Origin of the sequence: Microbacterium sp. oral taxon 186 str. F0373 (assembly GCF_000411455.1) — a bacterium.
Classification (GTDB): Bacteria; Actinomycetota; Actinomycetes; order Actinomycetales; family Microbacteriaceae; genus Microbacterium.
Genome location: NZ_KE150458.1, coordinates 259,275 through 276,705, shown reverse-complemented (window position 1 = coordinate 276,705; position 17,431 = coordinate 259,275). Strand labels below are relative to the sequence as shown.

Sequence of the window (17,431 nt, the reverse complement as noted above, 5' to 3'; positions counted from 1 at the left end):
GGACATCGCATGAGTGTCGCGATCTCGCCGAGCAAGCGGGTCATGCGCGACTCGATCCGCCAGTACTTTCCGACCGGTCGTACGCTCGCCACAGTACTCACGCATGTGAGTCGTGGGATGGCCGCAGACGGCATCATCGCTGAGAACGCTGCGGACCTTGCCGAATCCGGGATCGTCCTGCTCCCCCAGTTCGCCATCCGCGACTTCGATGGCTCCGACTCGGTCAACCGGATTCAATGGCACGGGGACTCGGGCCGATCTGTTCGGGTCATTCCCTACGGCGCGATCGTGAAGATCCCCTGGACCGTCCAGGACTCGAGCTTGCCTGAGCTTCATGGCGTCCTCATCGCCAGCTTCGGAGACAGCGGCGCCGAGATCACCGGCGACATCCCTCCGATGATCCGCGCCGACGTCGCCGGGAACCTCTCGCGGGGTTCCTCGGCGGATGTCGCGGGAACCAGCCGCAGAGGCCGAACGTTCGGCAACCCCATCGAGCCGAGCATTCTCCAAGCATTCAGCCGCTACGAGCTCACCCGTCAGCTGAAGCGAATCAGCGAACACGGCCGCGAGCAGATGTTTGCCCTGTCGGGTCTTCTGAACCCCTACGCCCGAGATGCGGTCAACGGTGCGAGCTTGCGCGTCTACCGAGAGATCCATGGTTTGGACTCGGACACCAGTGCGGCCCGCCACATCATCGACGAGATCGAACGTGACTCGGTCCTCGATGAACTGATGCTGGGCACCCATCAGGCCGACTCTGTGGTGATCCGCCTCATCCGCCGAGTCGCGGCCACCGATGTCACAGTCTGCAAGTCCGTGATGCAGGTCATGGCGACCGCCATCTGGTCTGGCGCGGAGACTCAGGTACGACACCACATCGGAGACCCTCACCTTGGCCGCGTGATCCGCAGGCTTGCTCGGGACCTCGGCTACTTCGCCGGGAACGGAGATGTCGATGCCGGCAGCGTACTCGAAGCGTACAAGCAGGAGTTTCCCGACCAGCGGGTGGGTATAGGCCGCGTGGTCGACGCGCTCACCGCGGGCGCCACCGTAAACACGCAAATCACAGCCTTCGACATCGAAACGGACCGGCCGGCGGCGAACTTGGCGGATACCGCATGAGCCGTCCGTCGCTGTCCGTCGCGAACACCGCCCGCCTAGAAGCAAACGCCGAGCGAGGGCGAGCCCTCGCGGACCTGCGCGTCGGCAAGTCGGACGTGGCTGATATTCTCCGGAGAGCCTGTCTCCCTGAGGGTAAGGCGCTTCGCCGGATCACCTTGGTCAGACTGCTGTCAGGGCAAGAGGAATGGACGAAGCGCCAAGCCCGCGCATCGTTGCGCTTCGTGCTGGCGATCCTCGGTGATCGCCACACGAGCGACCGCGATGTCGATCAGCTGACCATCATGTGGCTGATCGACGCCCGCGCAGGAGGACGTCGAGCACGAGCGCTTGCGGATGTACTCGACCCGAAGGAGCTTCCGCCGTGGACGGGATTCCCGTTCGCAGTGCCCAGCTCGAGGATGACAGGTAGATGACAGTGATCAAGGTGAACATCTGATGGGCGCGAGACTGGACGAGGGCACCCTCCGCTCCTACCTGGAGCGTGCGGTCGAGTCGAGCGACCCCGATGTGCGGCAGGTACACGAGGACGCGTTTCTGACCTACCTCTACACACTCGATGTCTTCGAGGTGTGGGGACGCAGTCTGGCGCGGCACTACGGGCGCACGAACGACTGGGAAGAAGTCCGTCAGGTCATCACGGAGGAGCTGATCAGCTACATCCGTCAGATCACACCTGAGACCGTCGGGAGTATCGACCGGATCGCCGCTCACCTGTACTTCAAGGCGAAGACCTCCGTCGTTCGCTGGCTGGACTCCCCCGCTGTCACCGTCGCCTCAGAGATGTCGGGGATCTCCCGGCGCTACCGCCAGTCGATGGTCGCGCGAAGCGAGTTCGTCACGAAGTTCGAGCGCGAACCCAGCGACAGAGAGCTCGTCGAGTACATCAACACGAAGGTAACCGCGACCCGCAAGAACGCGGCGAAACAGGGGGCTCTCGTTTCAGAGTCGGACGTTTCGGGTCGGATGTTGCAGTCGTACTCGATGGACCATCAGCTTGGAGACGGCGAAGGCGAAGGGTTCGGCCGGCCGACGGAAGACTCCACCGTACGTGTCCGTGGCGAGCTGTCGATCACGACGAGGCGCCTCGCCGAGATCGCTGAGGCGCGCTTCGGTGCGGTGACCGAACCAACTGTGCGGGAAGTGCTGCACGTGTGGATGGAGTTCGTTCTCGACAACGAGCCCCCCACGGTCTCCTCGATCGCGGTGAAGCTCCAGATCACGCGGCCGTTGGCGCGTGAGCGGATGCGGCAGGTCGATTCGGTTCTCGCGATTCTGCGCGGAGACCAGGGGTAGCTCCGCGACCACGCCACCGGCCTCGCTACCTGATGCCCGCTAGCGCTGAGTCGAGGTAGGGCAGCGTGTCCTCGACCGCGGACAGGGCGACCCACGTCTCTCCGACGAACGCGTAAGTGAAGGAGCGGGCGTAGCCGCTCATGATGCCGTTGTCCTCACCGGGAATGACAGCCGTGAACACCAGGGCATTTCCCCTGGTCGACTCTGCGTAGTCGGCAGATGATCTGAGGCCGTCCACGAGCGCCTTCATGTCCGCGGGGTTCAGCTGAGCATTCCATTGAGTGATCGCGGACTCGAACGACGTCGGGTAGGCGCACGCGTTGACACGAACTGCCTTGCGCATCGTGGCGGTTGCCAGCGGGCCGCCAGCGAACTGCAGCATCCCGTCCGTAGTCCCATGGATGAACGGTGGGATCTCGCTGTGCAGCTCCGCCGTTCTCACCCCGCGTTGATACGCAGCAGCGTTCATTTGCTCACAGTTGACCTCGGGTTTCGCGGATGCCGACGACAAGAACACGACTTGGGTTTCATTGAGGCCGGTGACCAAGTTCAAGGCTCCCTGCACCATAGCGACGACACTGCCTGGCGCAGCGCCGAGGACCCAGAGGATCGTAGACACGCCAGGAAAGTCGCCCAACGCGGCGGAAGCGCAGGAGAAGAAGGCGCCGGTGAAGCTGGCCACTTGCTCCACGCTCGCGGAGACGGAGAGGCCGGTCTGGGCGAGCTTGGCAAAGCACTCGAGCTGACCGAACTTGTCCATGAGCAGGGACTGGGCCGCCTTCGCCGGCGTGAATGCTCCCGCCACGTCGAGGAGGATGCGAATTACCGACAGCCCACCGTCCTGACGCATGCTGATCCTGTCGGGTGTCGCGCCACCGAAATCGAGAGTGACGCTCCCGCCCTGCAATAGCAGGTCGGCTTTGTCCGGCCGGAGTACATCGAAGAACGCCTGAGTACCGATAGCGGAGAAGCTCACTTCAGGATGGGTGGTGACTGTCGCTGCGGGACGCGTAAGGAAGATGAACGGCAAGTTCGCGTTCGATGTCAACTCAACCGAGACTCCACTCCCGTCAGCTACGAGACATACCCATGCATTCCACGGCTGGCCGTCAACCTCCACGCCGTTCAACTTCGGACGATCGGTCGCACACTCCGGTCGGGCCGTTTCGATGCCCATCGACTGCTTTACGGCTTTCCATGCCTCTCCGATCGCGACGGAGATCGGTGAGAACCAAGACAGATGCGTGACCTGCGCTGACACGATCCCGGTGTTCAGGTCGGCTTGCGCGATCGTCGGCGCAACCCAGTCGCCCGCAGCCGTCTGCGATGACAACGCGAAGATGTTCGGAACCACGGTGCCGTCGACGTCGACGCCGGCCTGTAGATCCCTGCCGACGTCGAACGATATCGAAATCGGTGAGGCTGGCTGCAATCCGTCACCCAGCGTGATCGACACCCCGCCTGACAGTGCTGTCGCGTACTCGCCCAGATCTTCCTGTGCCCTCGTGTCGGAAGTAAGTGTCATCGTCGTACCCGATGGTGCGACATCAGCGCCGGCGGTCACTGTTACGCCTTCGAGGTGCAGCTCTATCCCCGCCTCGCCGACCGTTCCGGAGACGGACTCGGCGGTCCCCTTGGCCGGCGAGGTGCAGGCGGAGAGCGACGCAGCGACCGCCACTGCAACTGCGAGTAGACCCACAAGACGTCCAGCGCGCATCATGCCCCGCAATCTCGCCGGTGATGTTAGCCGGCGGCCTCGGGTCTCATGGTATCGATAGCGAACTGACTAGCCCTGCCGTCAGCCACCGCGCACGGCGCGACTCGCAGGGGCTACGTTCAGATCACAGTTCACGGCTCACAGCGCCATCGTCATTGAAGCGCAGCAGCACCTCGCCCTGAGCGGGGTATCGCACGATGCCATCATGTTCTGGCTGATCGAAGGCACTCTCCTTGGTGAGCCGCTCCGCCTCCGCGATGACGTCCGCTGTGTCGAGAGCCGGTGCCTCGGCAGGTACGGGCGTGCCGATCGGTACTGTGATGAAAGCCTCCTCTGGCGGTGTCGGTGTCGATGTGGCCGAGCTCGTCCGGGGCTCCAACCATGTGACATCGGCAATCGTCGGCTCGATTGGGGTAGAGGGCTGCTCTTCGCTGGCTGCAATTGCTCTGCGGCGGAACGCAAGACGGACCACTTCCTCCGCGGAAAGCAGCGCGGCGATCGGTGCAGAGATGCTGATAAGAGATCCGAACCATGCCTCGTAGGCGGTGAAGTCCCACCGCCAGTAGGAAGCTGTGTGCGCGAAGTTCAGGCCCACAGACAGCGCGGTGAAGCCACGAAGAACACGCTTCGTATGCCGGATCATCCTCCGGTCCTCGCGACGCCACTCGAAGATCGTGAGCGACACGGTGTAGGTGATGATCGCGCCGTCGATGAAGATCGGTGCGATGACGTGGATGCCGGAGGGCACACCCGTCCACGCTGCTGCCTCTGCGATTCCCACGTAGGAGAACACCATCGACGAGGCCATGACGATGATGACCAGCGAGATCGCGAAGAACCCGACGGTGAGACGGTCAGGGCTGATCTGTGCCGTGCGCTTCACAGCGCCACCGGGGACGCTCACAGACCCCCACCGATCGCTGCGTCGAGCATGCCGGAGGCGAGAGTCATGAAGTGGTCATCGATCGCCTGGCGAGCCTGTGCCTTCACGATCTTCTGCTCCGAGCTGGCGGGGTAGGCGATCTGAGCGGCGATCGGCTCTCCCAGATAGGCGAAGTCCACGGGGGTGCCATCCGTGCTCAGCGCGAAGTCGCCATCTGCCACGTCGACCACGGCCGAGACCAGGAGCTTGCGGAACTCAGGGTCGATCTCGTAGACGACCCGCTCACTGATCTGCTCAGGGTGGATCTCGCGCACGTATGCCAGGAGCTTCTCCTCATCGATCTTCACCGGTCGTGTCTCCGGCTTGAAGGACAGGTTGCCGAGGGCGGACGGGATCGACTGCGCCTTGTGTGCTCCGAGGAGGTTCTCGATGATCGTCTGCTTCTCCCACTTCACCCGGCCGTCGATGGCGTCACGGATTGCGGAGAGCGCGGCGATGCGGTCAGCGGGACTCATCCCCGCCAGGCCCCCTGCCGTCGCCTTCGCGATGGCGGCGGCTACCTTCGCTTCAGGGCTCCGATCGCCGCCCAGCGGAAGAGACTCGGTAGACACGACGGTCTGCGCGGGTTGCCACTCAGTCGGCTCGGGCGCCACGAGGTGCTCGGGAATGTACCGACCGTCCTCGGTCACGTCAAAGGCGAAAGGTTCGTTGCCCGGGAAGGTCATAGTGGTCTCCGATCAGTGGGCCTGCGGCACAGCCGCGGGGGTCGATTCTCCTTCCACATGCACGGCATGTGACAACGCCGGGATGACCGCGCCAGCTGGGTTGCCCTCAACCCAGCCGCCCTCCGCGAGGTAGTCAGCGAGCCATTCGAATCCGCGCGGGTCAAGATGCCGCTGAGCGCGTGTCGACGCAACGTATGCGAGACGCGCTTCCTCCGCCGGAATCGGTTGGGGGACGCCCTTCTTCGGGCGCGGAGGGTGGAAGTCCTCAGCGATACGGACCTGCACCCACTCGAGCCCCTTCGACACGTGGGCGGTGGACACGGTGACCTCAGCGTTCTCGGTCGGCACGCACGCCTCGATGGCTCGGACGACCTTTCGAGCGGTGTACTTCTCGATCACGTCCACGAGCGGGCGGAGGTCTTCGCCCTCGTCGGACTGGGCGTACTCGACAGCGTCAGCCCACGTGTTGAAGGCGGAAAGCTCCGGATGGTCGGTAGCGCCGCGCTCGGTGAGGTCCACGGCCGCGCGTGCGAGGTCGCGGATCTCCTTCGCCTTCTGCTCACCGGCGATCCCGGTCGAGAGTGCTTCGTCCTGGCATCGCACGATTTCCCAGATCGCGCCCGCGTTCGTGCGAGTCAGGATCGCTTCGGGGACGCGCTTGTCGGTTCGCCAGACGGATGACTTGTAGCCGGGCATCCCCCGGAGGCGCAAGTGCGCTCCGAGCAGCGCCAACCACCCGTTCGCATACTCGGCAATCTGATCACCGAAGCGGAAGGACAGCGTGAGCGCGGCGTGGTCTCCTTGGAACGCATCCATCGCGTTCGTCGCACCACGCCACCCGTAGATCGACTGAAAAGCGTCGCCGACGGTGACCACTTGCGCGTTGGTCTGCTCGCTGATGATCTGGACGGTGAGCGGATCGGAATCCTGCGCCTCGTCGAGCATGATGAAGTCGTACGGGAGGCTGGGGCGTGACAGCGCGTACTGCTTGAAGTAGGCGCCGTGCTCGTAGCGGAGCTGACCGTCAGGGCGAGTGAGGTCATCCCAATAGCGTTCCGCGAAAGAGGCGATCGCATCACGAAGCTCAAGTTCGTACTTGGGCTTCAAACCGGTGAGCGAAGGGATGAGTTCAACCAGGTCCCCGGTGATCGTTTCCGCGGTTGACTGCATGTACGCCTTCACGGTCGCCGTGGCCATCCCGACGAGTTGCTGGCGGGATACGGCGCCGGTGAGTGCGTTGTGGTCGGGCGGCAGGAGGTAGCGATCGTTGATCCCGAGGATGCGGGCCTTCTCCGCCCATTGCACGGGCCGCTTGTTCCCGAGCCGCTCACGCATGGGCGTGCCAAACTGCGCGAAGGCGAGGGCGTGCACAGTCTTCGCTGTGACGCCGGTCCCCGCGAACTTCCTACCCGCTTCGAGAGCGATCGCTTTGTTGAACGCGGCGTAGAGCCCTCGGCGCCGACCAGCGTGGGAGGCAATCATCTGCAGCGTGGACGTCTTGCCGGATCCGGCGAGAGCGTCGATGACGGTGTTGCGTCCGCTGGCGAACAGGTCGATGGCGTGCTGCTGCTCATCGGTGGGCTTGTGCTGGGGTGCGGACAAGAGCAGTGACCTCTTCTGCGTCGGGGCGCGCGGCGCGCGGACCCCGCCGAATGGGAGGTCTCCACCCACATGCACGGCCCCGGTTAGGCGGTCGCAAGGCGTGAGTCATCCTGTGGCACTCGCGAGTCGTGCCAGCGCGGTCATATCGCCCTCGGCAGCGGCCTCGTCGAGAACATCGAAGGGCGTGTTCGGTGCTGTGGAGATCGCGGCCTTCCCGACGCCCGGATAGTCGAGGACATTCCGGTGTGCCCAGATGATGCGGATAGTCGTTTCGGGGCAGTTCGGGTGTACCACGGCGGCACGGCGTGCTTCCGGGTCGCGCCACTCCGACTCCCCCACAGCGATCATGTGCAGCACGCATCCGGGGGTCGCTGGGTTGCGTGCGACGTTCAGCGCGATACCAGGGCCCTGGAACTGTCCGAGGATGGCGAGCTCAGCGGGGTCTTCAGACTGGACAGAGAGCTGGGCGGCTGCCCCGTACGTGCTGGAGCGGTGCTTCGCGTTCATCCGCTTCCACAGATCCCGGTACTCGGCGGTGAGCTGGGCGGCCGCGTCGGACACCCACGCGGGGAGCTCCTCGACAAGATCGGGGATGGGGAGATCGTCCGGTGAGGTGGCGCTGCCAGCGGCGAGCGGGTTCGCGGGAGCGTCATTCGACTTCTCCTGGAACTGCCCACCGCGGCCGCCCGGCGATCCTGCGGGCTGACGACGAAGGAGGTCTGCTGGCGAAGGAGTGCTCATGCTCACCATGTGTACGGCGTCTCAACACGTGTTCTCGCCTCCGCGAGGAGGCTCGGAAATGAGCGCGTCTCGATTTGTGGTGGCGTGTTCTCCGGACGCTTCGGGGAGGGCAAATCAGTCAGCCTTGAACCCCGCCTCGGATCTTGCTCGCCATCAGGGATGTGAACGCCTCGAAGTCGCGGTTGACTGACGCGACCTGTTGGTCAGTCAGCTGCGCCAGTGACACTCCGATCTCGGGACTGCGGCGGGCAACCCCGGAGAGGAATGCGCCCAGCGCCCCGTCGCCTCGGACCCGGTCATCGATGTAGTGAGCATCCGTTCCCCAGTTCACGGCGCTCTCGTGAAGGTCTCGACGCGCGGCCTCTGGCTCGCGCAGCTCGATCACCCACCTGAAACTGTGATCGTCGAACTCGAAGCCCGCATCGCGGAGGTGGTGGGAGTCTTCGAACCCCATCAGCTGATGACCGTCGAACGGCTCTTCGTCGAGCTGATCGCCGGCGATGTTCTGCCAGCCGATCAGCTCGACCGTGCCGCTCTCTTCATCGAAGATCGCGTGCGTTGCGTCGGATGGCGCGTGCGCTGCAGCGAGAGCCATGAACTTCTCGAGTGAAGCCTGGCGGACGCGCCTCTCCCACTGCAGGGCCTCCATGCGAGCTGCCCATTCGGCGCGGTCGTGCTGGTCGGCGATTGCGATGAATCGGGAAGTGCTCTCGTCTGCGGCAAGCCCCGCGTGTGGCGCGTCGTTGCTCTTCGCCGCGAACTGGCCTGCGTTCGCGGCCTGGCCGCGTGGGTGCAGTCGCTCATTGAACGTGGTCATCTTGGCCTCCTGCTCAGGCAATCGCCTTGGCGATCGCGTCGATCTTGTCGGGCCGAAACCCCGTCCACACGTCATCTCCGTGCTGGACGAAGGGCGCCTGCATGAAGTTGGCGTTCTTGAGGATCGTGATCGCGTCCGGGTGCTCGGTGAGGTCCAGGATGCGGTGCGGGATACCTTTCGCGTCGAGCGCCCGCAGGGTTGCGGTGCACTGGACGCAGCTGGGCTTCTCCCAGACAAGCGGGCTGTGTTGCATTTCCTGCAACTGTGCGGGTTGGCGCATGATCGTTGATCTGGCGCGGAAACGAAGCCGTGCCAGCTTACTGATGATGGTCGGGCGCCGACTTGAGCCGGGGTCATTGCGGTCTCGATCGGCTGTGCGCGGGCAGCGTTGAGCCAGCTTTTGCCTGACGAGCCGCGAGATCATCGATATCCGCGTACACGGCGTAACGCCCGATGCAACTGAGGGGCAAGGCGCAATAGACGTTGCGCCTGTTGACCGTGTGTTACATTTACTGTCGTTTCCGTTGCGTCTGATGCATCCCTGGAGGGTGAATGGTTTCGCGCCCGCTGATGCTCGCGCCTGTTGTGCAACTCGACCCCGAGCGGGCCACGTTCACCGACATGCTCGATCGGTACGCGATCTCGTTGCGGTCCCGAGGCCTGTCGACCTCGACCATTGAGGCGCGGCTGTGGGGTGTGAGACGGTTCCAAGAGTTCACCGGCGAGTATCCGTGGAACTGGGGTCCGCGGGATGTTGAGGACTTCACGTCTGCGCTGCTGTCGCGGCCGCAGCCGGTCGCGCATTCCACGATCCGGGGCTACCACCTGATGGTGAAGCTGTTCTGCGAGTTTCTCGTCAATCCGACTTACGACTGGCATGACGTCTGCCTCGAGCGGTTCGGGCTCGTCCCGGCGCAGATCTGCCACCCGTGGAACACGCACTCGCATCTGGCGGAGTTCGAAGCGCGCGCATCGCGGCGACCGTTCGGGTATGACGAGCTCGAGGCGTTCTTCGCGCGGGCCGATGAGATGGCGGAGGATCTGATCGCGAGCCGCGGGAAGGCGGCGATCCCGGCGCTGAGGGACGCGCAGCTGTTCAAGACCGTCTACGCGTTCGGGCTGCGCCGCCGGGAAGCGGTGATGCTCGATCTCAACGATCTGCGACCGAACCCGCACATGCCCGACTGGGGCCCTTACGGGAAGGTCCACGTTCGCTACGGGAAGGCGATGAAAGGTTCGCCACCGCGGCGCCGCACGATCCTCGCGCTGCCAGAGTTCGAGTGGGCGACCCGCGGGTTGAAGGTCTGGGTCGAGGAGGTCCGGCCGCGGATCGCGACGGACAACGCCGCGGCGCTTTGGCTGAGCGAGCGCCGCGACCGGATCAGCACCCGCACCGCGGACGTCCGGTTCGCGCGGATCCGCGACGACCTCGACTTGGACCCGATGCTGACGCTGCACAGCTTGCGGCACTCGTATGTGACGCACCTGATCGAGTTCGGCTACGCCGAGAGGTTCGTTCAGGAGCAGGTCGGGCATCATCACTCGTCGACGACGGCGATCTACACCTCGGTCAGTGATGACTGGAAGAACCGGGTGTTCCACGAAGCGCTCGATCGGGTGCTCGGAAAGAAGGAGGACGTCGCATGACCCGCAAGTTCGAGTGGCACCTGCGTCGGCGTCTCGCCGAGCGCGACATCTTCAAGACCACCGACCTCGGCCCGCTACTGGCCGAGCAGGGCGTCTCCCTCTCCCGAGAGCAGGTCTACCGGCTGGTGACGAGCCCGCCGCAACGACTCAACATGGAAGTCCTCGACGCGCTCTGCGTGATCCTCGGCTGCACCCCCAACGACCTCATCACGTTCGAGGACATCACCGTGAAGCAGACCCGCGTGGTCGGCGGAACGGTCACCGAGCTCGGGTCGTTGCGGACGGTCCCTGCCAAGCTCGTCCGCCCCGACAAGCAGTGACCTCGCCACCCACCACCGCACTTCCCGACACCGTTCACCATCTCCTCGCGCAGGGCGAACCCTGGGTGAGCATGGGCGAAGCTTCGCTCACGGAGTTCATCGTCGAGTTCGCGCCCGCCGCCGTCACCCGCGGGCACATCGCCCGCTACGTCCGGACCACCACCGACCTCGCCCATGCCGGTGACCGGATGACGCCCGCGATCGTGCAGCGCTTGCTCCGCCGAGTTCGCGATAACGGGCACGCCGTGGTGGTGCCCGTCTGCGAACGATGCGGACGAGAACGGATCATCGGCCGCGGGCCCGACGATCGGCGCATCTGCAAGCCCTGCACCGACGTGCTGCGCGCCGAGGAATGCAGCGACTGCGGCAGGATCCGCCTCGTCTGCCTGCGCCGCGGCGGGAAACCGCTCTGCAACAACTGCCGACGGCGGCTCCCGGACGCGAAGAAGTCCTGCAGCCGCTGCGGCAACGCACGCCTGGTGCACACGACCACTGCGGCCGGCCCGCTCTGCCCAGAATGCGCCCCCGGGAAAGTCGAACCCTGCGTGCACTGCGGGCGCACCGCCCGCGTCAGGGTGCGGTTCACTGGCGGCGCGACCTGCAGCCCCTGCTTCAACGTCATCCGCAACACGCGCCGACCCTGCCCCCGATGCCAGCGCGTCACTTTGGTCGCATCCGTCGCAGACGACGGCACCCTCGCCTGCACACCCTGCGCGGGACGGTCATCTCCGTTCATCTGCGTCAGCTGCGGCATCGAAGACATCCGTCACGGCAAGAAGTGCTATCCCTGCAGCGCCCGCGACGCCGTCGACGCCCTCTTCGCCGCCGGCACCCCCGACCGGCAGGGGGTGCTCGAGCCGCTCCGGGTCAGGCTCCTGAACCACCCCGAGCCGAAATCCATGGTCCAATGGCCGCGACGCTCCGCCTCCGCCCGATTGATCCGCGACATGCTTACCGGGCGCCTCGAGATCTCTCACGAAGACCTCGACGAGCACCCTGTCACCCAAGTCGCCGAACTCATGCGTCACGCCCTCACCGACGTCGGCGTGCTCCCACCCCGCGACCAGGCCTGGTCGCACTTCGAACGCTGGCTCGACCGGTTCCTCACCGGCCACCCCGCCGAGATCTCCCGCATCCTCGGCCCCTACTGCCGATGGTCCGTCATCGCCCGCACCCGGCTGCTGATCGCCCGCAACGGCCTCAGTGACGGCACCTTCGATCGCGCCCGCTCCTCCTGCCGGATCGCGTTGGCGTTTCTCACCTACCTCCACGACAACGCCCTCGACCTGCACACCGGGTCCCAGACGATCCTCGAGGACTACCTAGAACAGTTCCCTCGGCACCTCGATCAGGTCCGCACCTTCATCCGCTGGGCCGCCGACACCGGACGCGCGACGCGGATGAGCCCGCCGCCGTCCCGCTGGGTCGACCCCTCCACCAGCTACCCGATACCCGTCTACGGGACTGGATGCACCGCTTCGAGACCGACGAGACCATCCCCTTGCGGACGCGGATCTGCGGCCTGCTCTGCGGCACCCTCGGACGCCCCAGCTCCACCGTCGCGAAACTCACCCGCACCGCCATCACCGACACCGGCGACGAGATGACCGTCACCATCGGCACCTCACCCGTGAGGCTCCGCGACCCGCTCCCCGCCCTGATCCGCCGGCAGCTCGACGCCCCGCGACGCTGGGACACCGACTCCGACTGGCTGTTCCCCTCCAAGCTCCGCGCCGGCGCGCACACCGACTACAGCATGATGGTCAAAGACCTGCAGACCCTCGGCTGCAGCATCGTCTCCCTCCGCGGCGCCGCACTCCTCGCCCTCGCCGCCACCATGCCCGCCGGCCCCCTCTCCGACCTCACCGGCATCAGCACCGGCGTCGCCAACCGCTGGCAAACCCTCGCCGCGGCCGCCTACTCCGGATACCCCGCACTCCGCCTCGACTAACCCCAATCTGCATTAGTATCTGCGTATGCACGTAGATACTTTTCCTGATGACCTCACTCCCGCGAACGACTTCGTCGACATCGCGGTCGAGGTGTTCCGTCTCCTCGCGGACGCGACCCGGATTCGGATCGTCCTCGCGCTGCAGGGCGAGGAGCTCTCGGTGAACCACCTGGCGGACATCGTCGACCGGAGCCCCGCGGCGGTGTCTCAGCATCTGGCGAAGATGCGGTGGGGAAAGCTCGTGCGGGTCCGTCAGGAGGGGAACCGGATGTTCTACCGGCTCACGGACGAACACGCGACCCGGCTGGTGGTCGAAGCGATCCGCCAGGCGGAGCACACCGTCGAGGAGACGCCGGGGCACCACGCATGATCACCGTTCTCCGCAACGGCACCTACGCGAAGCTGTTCTCCGCGCAGGTGATCGCGCTCGTCGGCACGGGCCTGCTGACCGTCGCGCTCGGCCTGCTCGCGTTCGATATCGCGGGGTCCGCGGCCGGGTCGGTGTTGGGCACCGCGTTGACGATCAAGATGGTCGCCTACGTGGGCGTCGCGCCCCTCGTTGCCGCTCTCGTCGACCGGCTACCGAAGAAGGCGGTGCTCGTCGGCGCCGACCTGATCCGCCTGGCGATCGCGTTGATGCTGCCGTTCGTGACCGAGACCTGGCAAATCTACGTGCTCGTGTTCGTGCTGCAGTCCGCATCAGCGACGTTCACCCCGGCGTTCCAGTCGCTTATCCCGGCCGTGCTTCCGGAGGCGAAGGACTACACGAAGGCCCTGTCGCTCTCACGGCTCGCCTACGACCTCGAGGCGATCCTGAGTCCCACGATCGCCGCGGCACTGCTGACAGTGATCAGCTACAACAACCTGTTCGTCGGGACCGCGATCGGGTTCACGTGCTCCGCCACCCTCGTCCTCGCCTCCCGCCTCCCCGCCCGCGACACGGAGCCCTCACGCTCGACGTTCTGGCAGCGGCTCCCGCTCGGGCTCAAGGTGTTCGCCCGGACCCCGTCGCTGCGGTTCCTGATGATCACGAACGTGATCGTCGCCGCCGGGACCGCCATCGTGCTCGTCAACTCCGTCGTCTACGCGCGGGGCGTGTTCGGGCTCGACGATGCGGCCCTCGCGATCGCGCTCGGCAGCTACGGCATCGGATCGCTGATCGTCGCGTTCACCATCCCGACCCTCGTGGGCCGGTTCGGGGTGATCCGAGTGATGGTCGCCGGCGGCATCGTCATCACCGCGGGACTGACCGCGGCGATCGCCGTCACGACCCTCGCGGTCACCACCGGAACCGGCTGGTTCCTGCTGCTGGGCACCTGGGTGCTCCTCGGCATGGGCACGTCGCTGGTGAACACCCCCTCGTCACGGCTCCTCGCCGACGCCTCCACACCGGCGAACCGGAACCTCGTCTACACGGCCCAGTTCGCCCTTTCCCACGCCTGCTTCCTGATCACCTACCCGATCGCGGGATGGCTCGGCGCGGTCAGCCTCATCCTCGCCGCCGTGGCCCTCGGGGTCATCGCGGGAGGCGGGCTGGTCGCCGCCTTCGTCCTTGCCCGCCGCATCCCCGCGACAGCGCCCGAGGTTGAAGCGCCCGCGACGGCATAGGCTCCCCGCGATGCGAGCGGAAACGACAACGGCCGGCCGGAGACAGGAGATCTCCGACCGGCCGTCTGCGCCTTACGGGGTCTTGCGGCGCAACCCGCGCACCACAGCCGCGACGATCGCGGCCACCGCGACCACACCCACCGCGACCACGACCCACACCCACACCGGGGCGCCTTCCTCCGCGACCACCGCGGCATCCGCCTCAGTCGACGCGGCCGGAGACTCGGCAGCAAGATCGCTCGGCGCGACCGTGACCTGAGCGGCCGGGGACTCCTCGGCCAGCTGACCGTCATCACCACACGCCGGCGTCTCACGCCCCGCGGCCGCAGCAGCACCGGCGGCGGGCTGATACGTGAACGAGTACTCGTCGGAAATCGGATGCCCGTCACCGGACACCGCCCGCCACAGCACCCGATACTCGCCCGCCGCGCCGAGCTCGACAAGCGTCGTCATGACCGCCTGATCGACGTCGCTGCACCCGGTCTCGTAATACCGGTCGTCGGGGCCGATCACGACCGTCTTCGCCGCGGTCGGCTCGTCGAGGATCACATCGGTGAACACCAGCTCGATCTCGGGCAGGCCGGTCACCGTCGCCCCCGATTCGGGGTTCGTGTTCGACAGCGCCTCATGCGCGGACGCCGCGGACGCAGACCCGACCACCAGGCCGGCGGAGATCGCGGCCGCCGCAGCGACCACAAGGAAACGATGGACAGATCGTCCAGACATGCAAAACACCTTTCGGTTGGCGCGCGCGACGACCACCGCCGCACACGCGAGGGATGACAAGAAGGGAAATCGGACCGTCAGCAGACGACCGGAGGCCCCCGCCACCGCACAACCGAGAACAACCGGCCAGGCAACGCCAGGACCGGCTCCGCCACGAACACCCGCACCACCCGGAACGGGCGCAACGGGACGAACAACCGCAACGCAACCAGGCCAGCGAGCCCCAGTAGTTGCGCGACCGCGAGGACCGCCTGCTCGCCGCGGCCGAGCATCAACACGGTGATCAACGCGGCGACAACATGCGCGACCCACATCGACCCGTCCGCGACCGCGTGATCCGGCATCGAAACGGCCACCACCCGATGCTCGACAGCATCGAGGAGCCCATCGCGTGGTGATCATGCGCCGGGGCGGGCGCACCCGAGACCCCGAGGGGAACAGACAGCAACGCATGGAACAGCAACTGACTGATCGAGACCGCCACAGCAAGGCGGAACCAAGACAACGCCCGCCCCGCCAGGAACACGCACACTGGCAACGCGAGCACCAACGCGACCAGCACGTTCAACCACGGCGGCAACCCGTCCCCACCCGCAGCATGCGACATCGTCGCGACGAACGTCGCGATTCCCGCAGCGAACGAACCACGAATGACCCTTGGGCCCCTCGCCGCTCGACTCGACTGCACCACACCACCGTAACGGGCCCGCAACGCGCGCCTGGGCGGGAGGAAGGGCGACTACTCCGAAAGTGAGCACTCACAACACTGCGCAGACGCAAGAAGGAGGTTGCACCAGACGAGGACTTCGTCGCCGACTGGCTGGATCGGTAGCACCGGGATCATGGCGAGGCTCGAGGGTTCGGTGGTCAGAGACATAGCGATTCCGTTCGCGATAGGGATCAAGGGTTGAGCTGCAGCCGGGAGACGCCGTTGCCGACGGGCGTGAGGTACGTGATTGCGGCCGTCCGTAACTAGCCGGAACCGATCGCCTGCCCGCGGGGACGGAGCGAATGGTCGAAGCTCATGGTCACATGTAGTGCGGCGAACTCGACTGAGTGATCATCGGCGCCCGCGAGCCTTTCTCGCCGCCTTCATCTGGGCGGCGGTGACTGTGAGCAGGACAGCGGCCGGCGAAGAGGACAAGTCCGTGATGATGTACGTCCCGGCGACGTGATTGCCCCACAAGACTGCGGAGGTGTCCGGGCGACCCGAGCCGGTCACGTCGACGAGCTGTGTGAGACAGCATTGTCGGTCCTGCATGCTTCTGGCGATGAACCATGCGGACAAGTCCGGGTTCGCGGCGGCCGCCCAGAAGTCGGCGGCGAGTTCCTGCGAGAGCGCCTTTCGCCCGGAGGCCATGAAGGCGCGTACGGTCGCTCCCGCTGCGATCGTAACGATCAGCATGACAGTGCCGATCCCGCTGAGGTACTGGGATCCGGTGAACAGTGCGTATCCGACGCAGGAGCAGAGCAGCAGCCACCACTTCGCACGCGAGATGACCAGGAAGAGGATAAGTGCCGGCAGTGCGGCGAGGAGGAATCCGGCAATGCCTGGTTGGGCGATGTCGAGGTCGCGTGCGCGCTGCGCGCCGATGAATCCCATGATGGCCGCGATGAGAGTCCACGCGATTGCGATGATGAGGAGGTTCCGTCCGATCGGGCGGCGACGCCAGATCGGTAGTCGTGGCGCACCCGTCGGCCGGTAATGGTCGGGCTCGCCGGCTGACTGGTGCTGCGTGGACACGTAGCCGGGATGTGGAGTTGTGGGAGTCGTGTAGTGCGTCCCCGTTCCGGCCTCTAGCGTGCGGTCGTACTTGATGCGTGCTTGCTCATCGCTCAGCACTCCGAAGGCGGCGTTGACGAGTGCCGCTTCGTCTTCGTCGCCACCGTTGTCGGGGTGTGTCTCACGGATCTTCGCTTTGTAGACAGCACGGATTACAGCATTGGTCGCGTCCGGGGTGATGCCGAGCACGTCGTAGTGGGTGCGTCCCATGTGACCCACCCCTGCGGCGATCGTGGCGGGAGCGAGCTGCCGAGGCGAAGGGAGAAGGTCCTCCAGCCCGACAAAGCCCGACCTCCAGCCCGACAAAGCCCGACACATGTTGGGCTGGAGAGACCCCTTGTGCCGGCTGGGATCGGAGGTTACCGAAGGCCTCCAGCCCGACATATTCCAATATCTATACCTATTAGGAGAGAGAGATAGATAGATGAGTGAGGGTTGATGATTCTCCCCGTATAGGTCCCTCGGCAAGTCGGGCATTGTCGGGCTTGCCGGGCTG

General features: G+C 65.6%; 19 protein-coding genes. 9 read left to right on the top strand and 10 right to left on the bottom strand.

What is annotated here, in order from left to right; translation table 11 throughout:
- Positions 1-9: 9 nt before the first annotated feature.
- From HMPREF1529_RS11420 to HMPREF1529_RS11410, 3 genes are read left to right on the top strand one after another with little or no spacing between them, the layout of a single operon-like run.
- Positions 10-1,122, top strand: coding sequence for a hypothetical protein (locus tag HMPREF1529_RS11420; protein ID WP_016464944.1), 1,113 nt, complete (start codon positions 10-12; stop codon positions 1,120-1,122).
- Positions 1,119-1,535: a hypothetical protein gene (locus HMPREF1529_RS16335; protein ID WP_157831609.1), complete on the top strand. Its 417-nt coding sequence runs from the start codon at positions 1,119-1,121 to the stop codon at positions 1,533-1,535. Before HMPREF1529_RS11420 ends, HMPREF1529_RS16335 begins: the two co-directional genes overlap by 4 nt.
- 22 nt (positions 1,536-1,557) lie before the next feature.
- Complete coding sequence (locus tag HMPREF1529_RS11410) at positions 1,558-2,415, top strand: hypothetical protein (RefSeq protein WP_016464943.1); 858 nt, start codon at positions 1,558-1,560, stop codon at positions 2,413-2,415.
- A 25-nt stretch (positions 2,416-2,440) separates the two neighbouring features.
- Here the strand turns inward: HMPREF1529_RS11410 and HMPREF1529_RS11405 are convergent, their stop codons facing one another.
- From HMPREF1529_RS11405 to HMPREF1529_RS16460, 7 genes are all read right to left on the bottom strand, one after another.
- Positions 2,441-4,093 carry a hypothetical protein gene (locus tag HMPREF1529_RS11405; protein WP_036283415.1) on the bottom strand — a complete coding sequence of 551 codons (1,653 nt, stop codon included), beginning with the start codon at positions 4,091-4,093 and terminating at the stop codon, positions 2,441-2,443.
- A 163-nt stretch (positions 4,094-4,256) separates the two neighbouring features.
- Positions 4,257-5,015 (bottom strand): DUF2637 domain-containing protein, encoded by a 759-nt coding sequence (locus tag HMPREF1529_RS11400; RefSeq protein ID WP_036283413.1) that lies wholly within the window; start codon positions 5,013-5,015, stop codon positions 4,257-4,259.
- 17 nt (positions 5,016-5,032) lie between these two features.
- Positions 5,033-5,704 (bottom strand): hypothetical protein, encoded by a 672-nt coding sequence (locus tag HMPREF1529_RS11395; protein ID WP_232212115.1) that lies wholly within the window; start codon positions 5,702-5,704, stop codon positions 5,033-5,035.
- Between the two features lie 48 nt (positions 5,705-5,752).
- The gene (locus HMPREF1529_RS11390; protein ID WP_198013064.1) at positions 5,753-7,342 is read right to left on the bottom strand and encodes a UvrD-helicase domain-containing protein; all 1,590 of its coding nucleotides are present in this window, start codon (positions 7,340-7,342) and stop codon (positions 5,753-5,755) included.
- 105 nt (positions 7,343-7,447) lie between these two features.
- Positions 7,448-8,083: a hypothetical protein gene (locus HMPREF1529_RS11385; protein WP_157533932.1), complete on the bottom strand. Its 636-nt coding sequence runs from the start codon at positions 8,081-8,083 to the stop codon at positions 7,448-7,450.
- A gap of 118 nt (positions 8,084-8,201) precedes the next feature.
- Positions 8,202-8,900 (bottom strand): hypothetical protein, encoded by a 699-nt coding sequence (locus HMPREF1529_RS11380; RefSeq protein ID WP_016464937.1) that lies wholly within the window; start codon positions 8,898-8,900, stop codon positions 8,202-8,204.
- 13 nt (positions 8,901-8,913) lie between these two features.
- Complete coding sequence (locus tag HMPREF1529_RS16460) at positions 8,914-9,324, bottom strand: glutaredoxin domain-containing protein (protein WP_332248133.1); 411 nt, start codon at positions 9,322-9,324, stop codon at positions 8,914-8,916.
- Between the two features lie 146 nt (positions 9,325-9,470).
- Between HMPREF1529_RS16460 and HMPREF1529_RS11370 the strand changes: the two genes are divergently transcribed.
- The 6 genes from HMPREF1529_RS11370 to HMPREF1529_RS11345 all read left to right on the top strand — a co-directional run bounded on the left by HMPREF1529_RS11370 (position 9,471) and on the right by HMPREF1529_RS11345 (position 14,426).
- Positions 9,471-10,547: a tyrosine-type recombinase/integrase gene (locus HMPREF1529_RS11370; protein ID WP_036283690.1), complete on the top strand. Its 1,077-nt coding sequence runs from the start codon at positions 9,471-9,473 to the stop codon at positions 10,545-10,547.
- Positions 10,544-10,867 (top strand): helix-turn-helix domain-containing protein, encoded by a 324-nt coding sequence (locus tag HMPREF1529_RS11365; protein ID WP_016464934.1) that lies wholly within the window; start codon positions 10,544-10,546, stop codon positions 10,865-10,867. Before HMPREF1529_RS11370 ends, HMPREF1529_RS11365 begins: the two co-directional genes overlap by 4 nt.
- A gap of 71 nt (positions 10,868-10,938) precedes the next feature.
- Positions 10,939-12,474 (top strand): hypothetical protein, encoded by a 1,536-nt coding sequence (locus HMPREF1529_RS11360; protein ID WP_157533931.1) that lies wholly within the window; start codon positions 10,939-10,941, stop codon positions 12,472-12,474.
- Positions 12,471-12,818 (top strand): hypothetical protein, encoded by a 348-nt coding sequence (locus HMPREF1529_RS16180; protein WP_036283405.1) that lies wholly within the window; start codon positions 12,471-12,473, stop codon positions 12,816-12,818. Before HMPREF1529_RS11360 ends, HMPREF1529_RS16180 begins: the two co-directional genes overlap by 4 nt.
- Positions 12,819-12,843: 25 nt before the next feature.
- Entirely contained in the window at positions 12,844-13,188 is a 345-nt protein-coding gene (locus HMPREF1529_RS11350) for an ArsR/SmtB family transcription factor (protein WP_016464931.1), read from the top strand.
- Positions 13,185-14,426, top strand: coding sequence for an MFS transporter (locus HMPREF1529_RS11345; RefSeq protein WP_016464930.1), 1,242 nt, complete (start codon positions 13,185-13,187; stop codon positions 14,424-14,426). The genes HMPREF1529_RS11350 and HMPREF1529_RS11345 overlap by 4 nt, the downstream gene beginning before the upstream one ends.
- Positions 14,427-14,498: 72 nt before the next feature.
- Here HMPREF1529_RS11345 and HMPREF1529_RS16175 read toward each other — a convergent pair whose 3' ends face one another.
- The 3 genes from HMPREF1529_RS16175 to HMPREF1529_RS11330 form a co-directional block, all read right to left on the bottom strand.
- Positions 14,499-15,152 carry a copper resistance CopC family protein gene (locus HMPREF1529_RS16175; RefSeq protein ID WP_036283402.1) on the bottom strand — a complete coding sequence of 218 codons (654 nt, stop codon included), beginning with the start codon at positions 15,150-15,152 and terminating at the stop codon, positions 14,499-14,501.
- A gap of 77 nt (positions 15,153-15,229) precedes the next feature.
- Positions 15,230-15,508 (bottom strand): hypothetical protein, encoded by a 279-nt coding sequence (locus HMPREF1529_RS16170; RefSeq protein WP_198013063.1) that lies wholly within the window; start codon positions 15,506-15,508, stop codon positions 15,230-15,232.
- A 704-nt stretch (positions 15,509-16,212) separates the two neighbouring features.
- Positions 16,213-17,145 carry a J domain-containing protein gene (locus HMPREF1529_RS11330; protein WP_016464927.1) on the bottom strand — a complete coding sequence of 311 codons (933 nt, stop codon included), beginning with the start codon at positions 17,143-17,145 and terminating at the stop codon, positions 16,213-16,215.
- Positions 17,146-17,431: the final 286 nt, after the last annotated feature.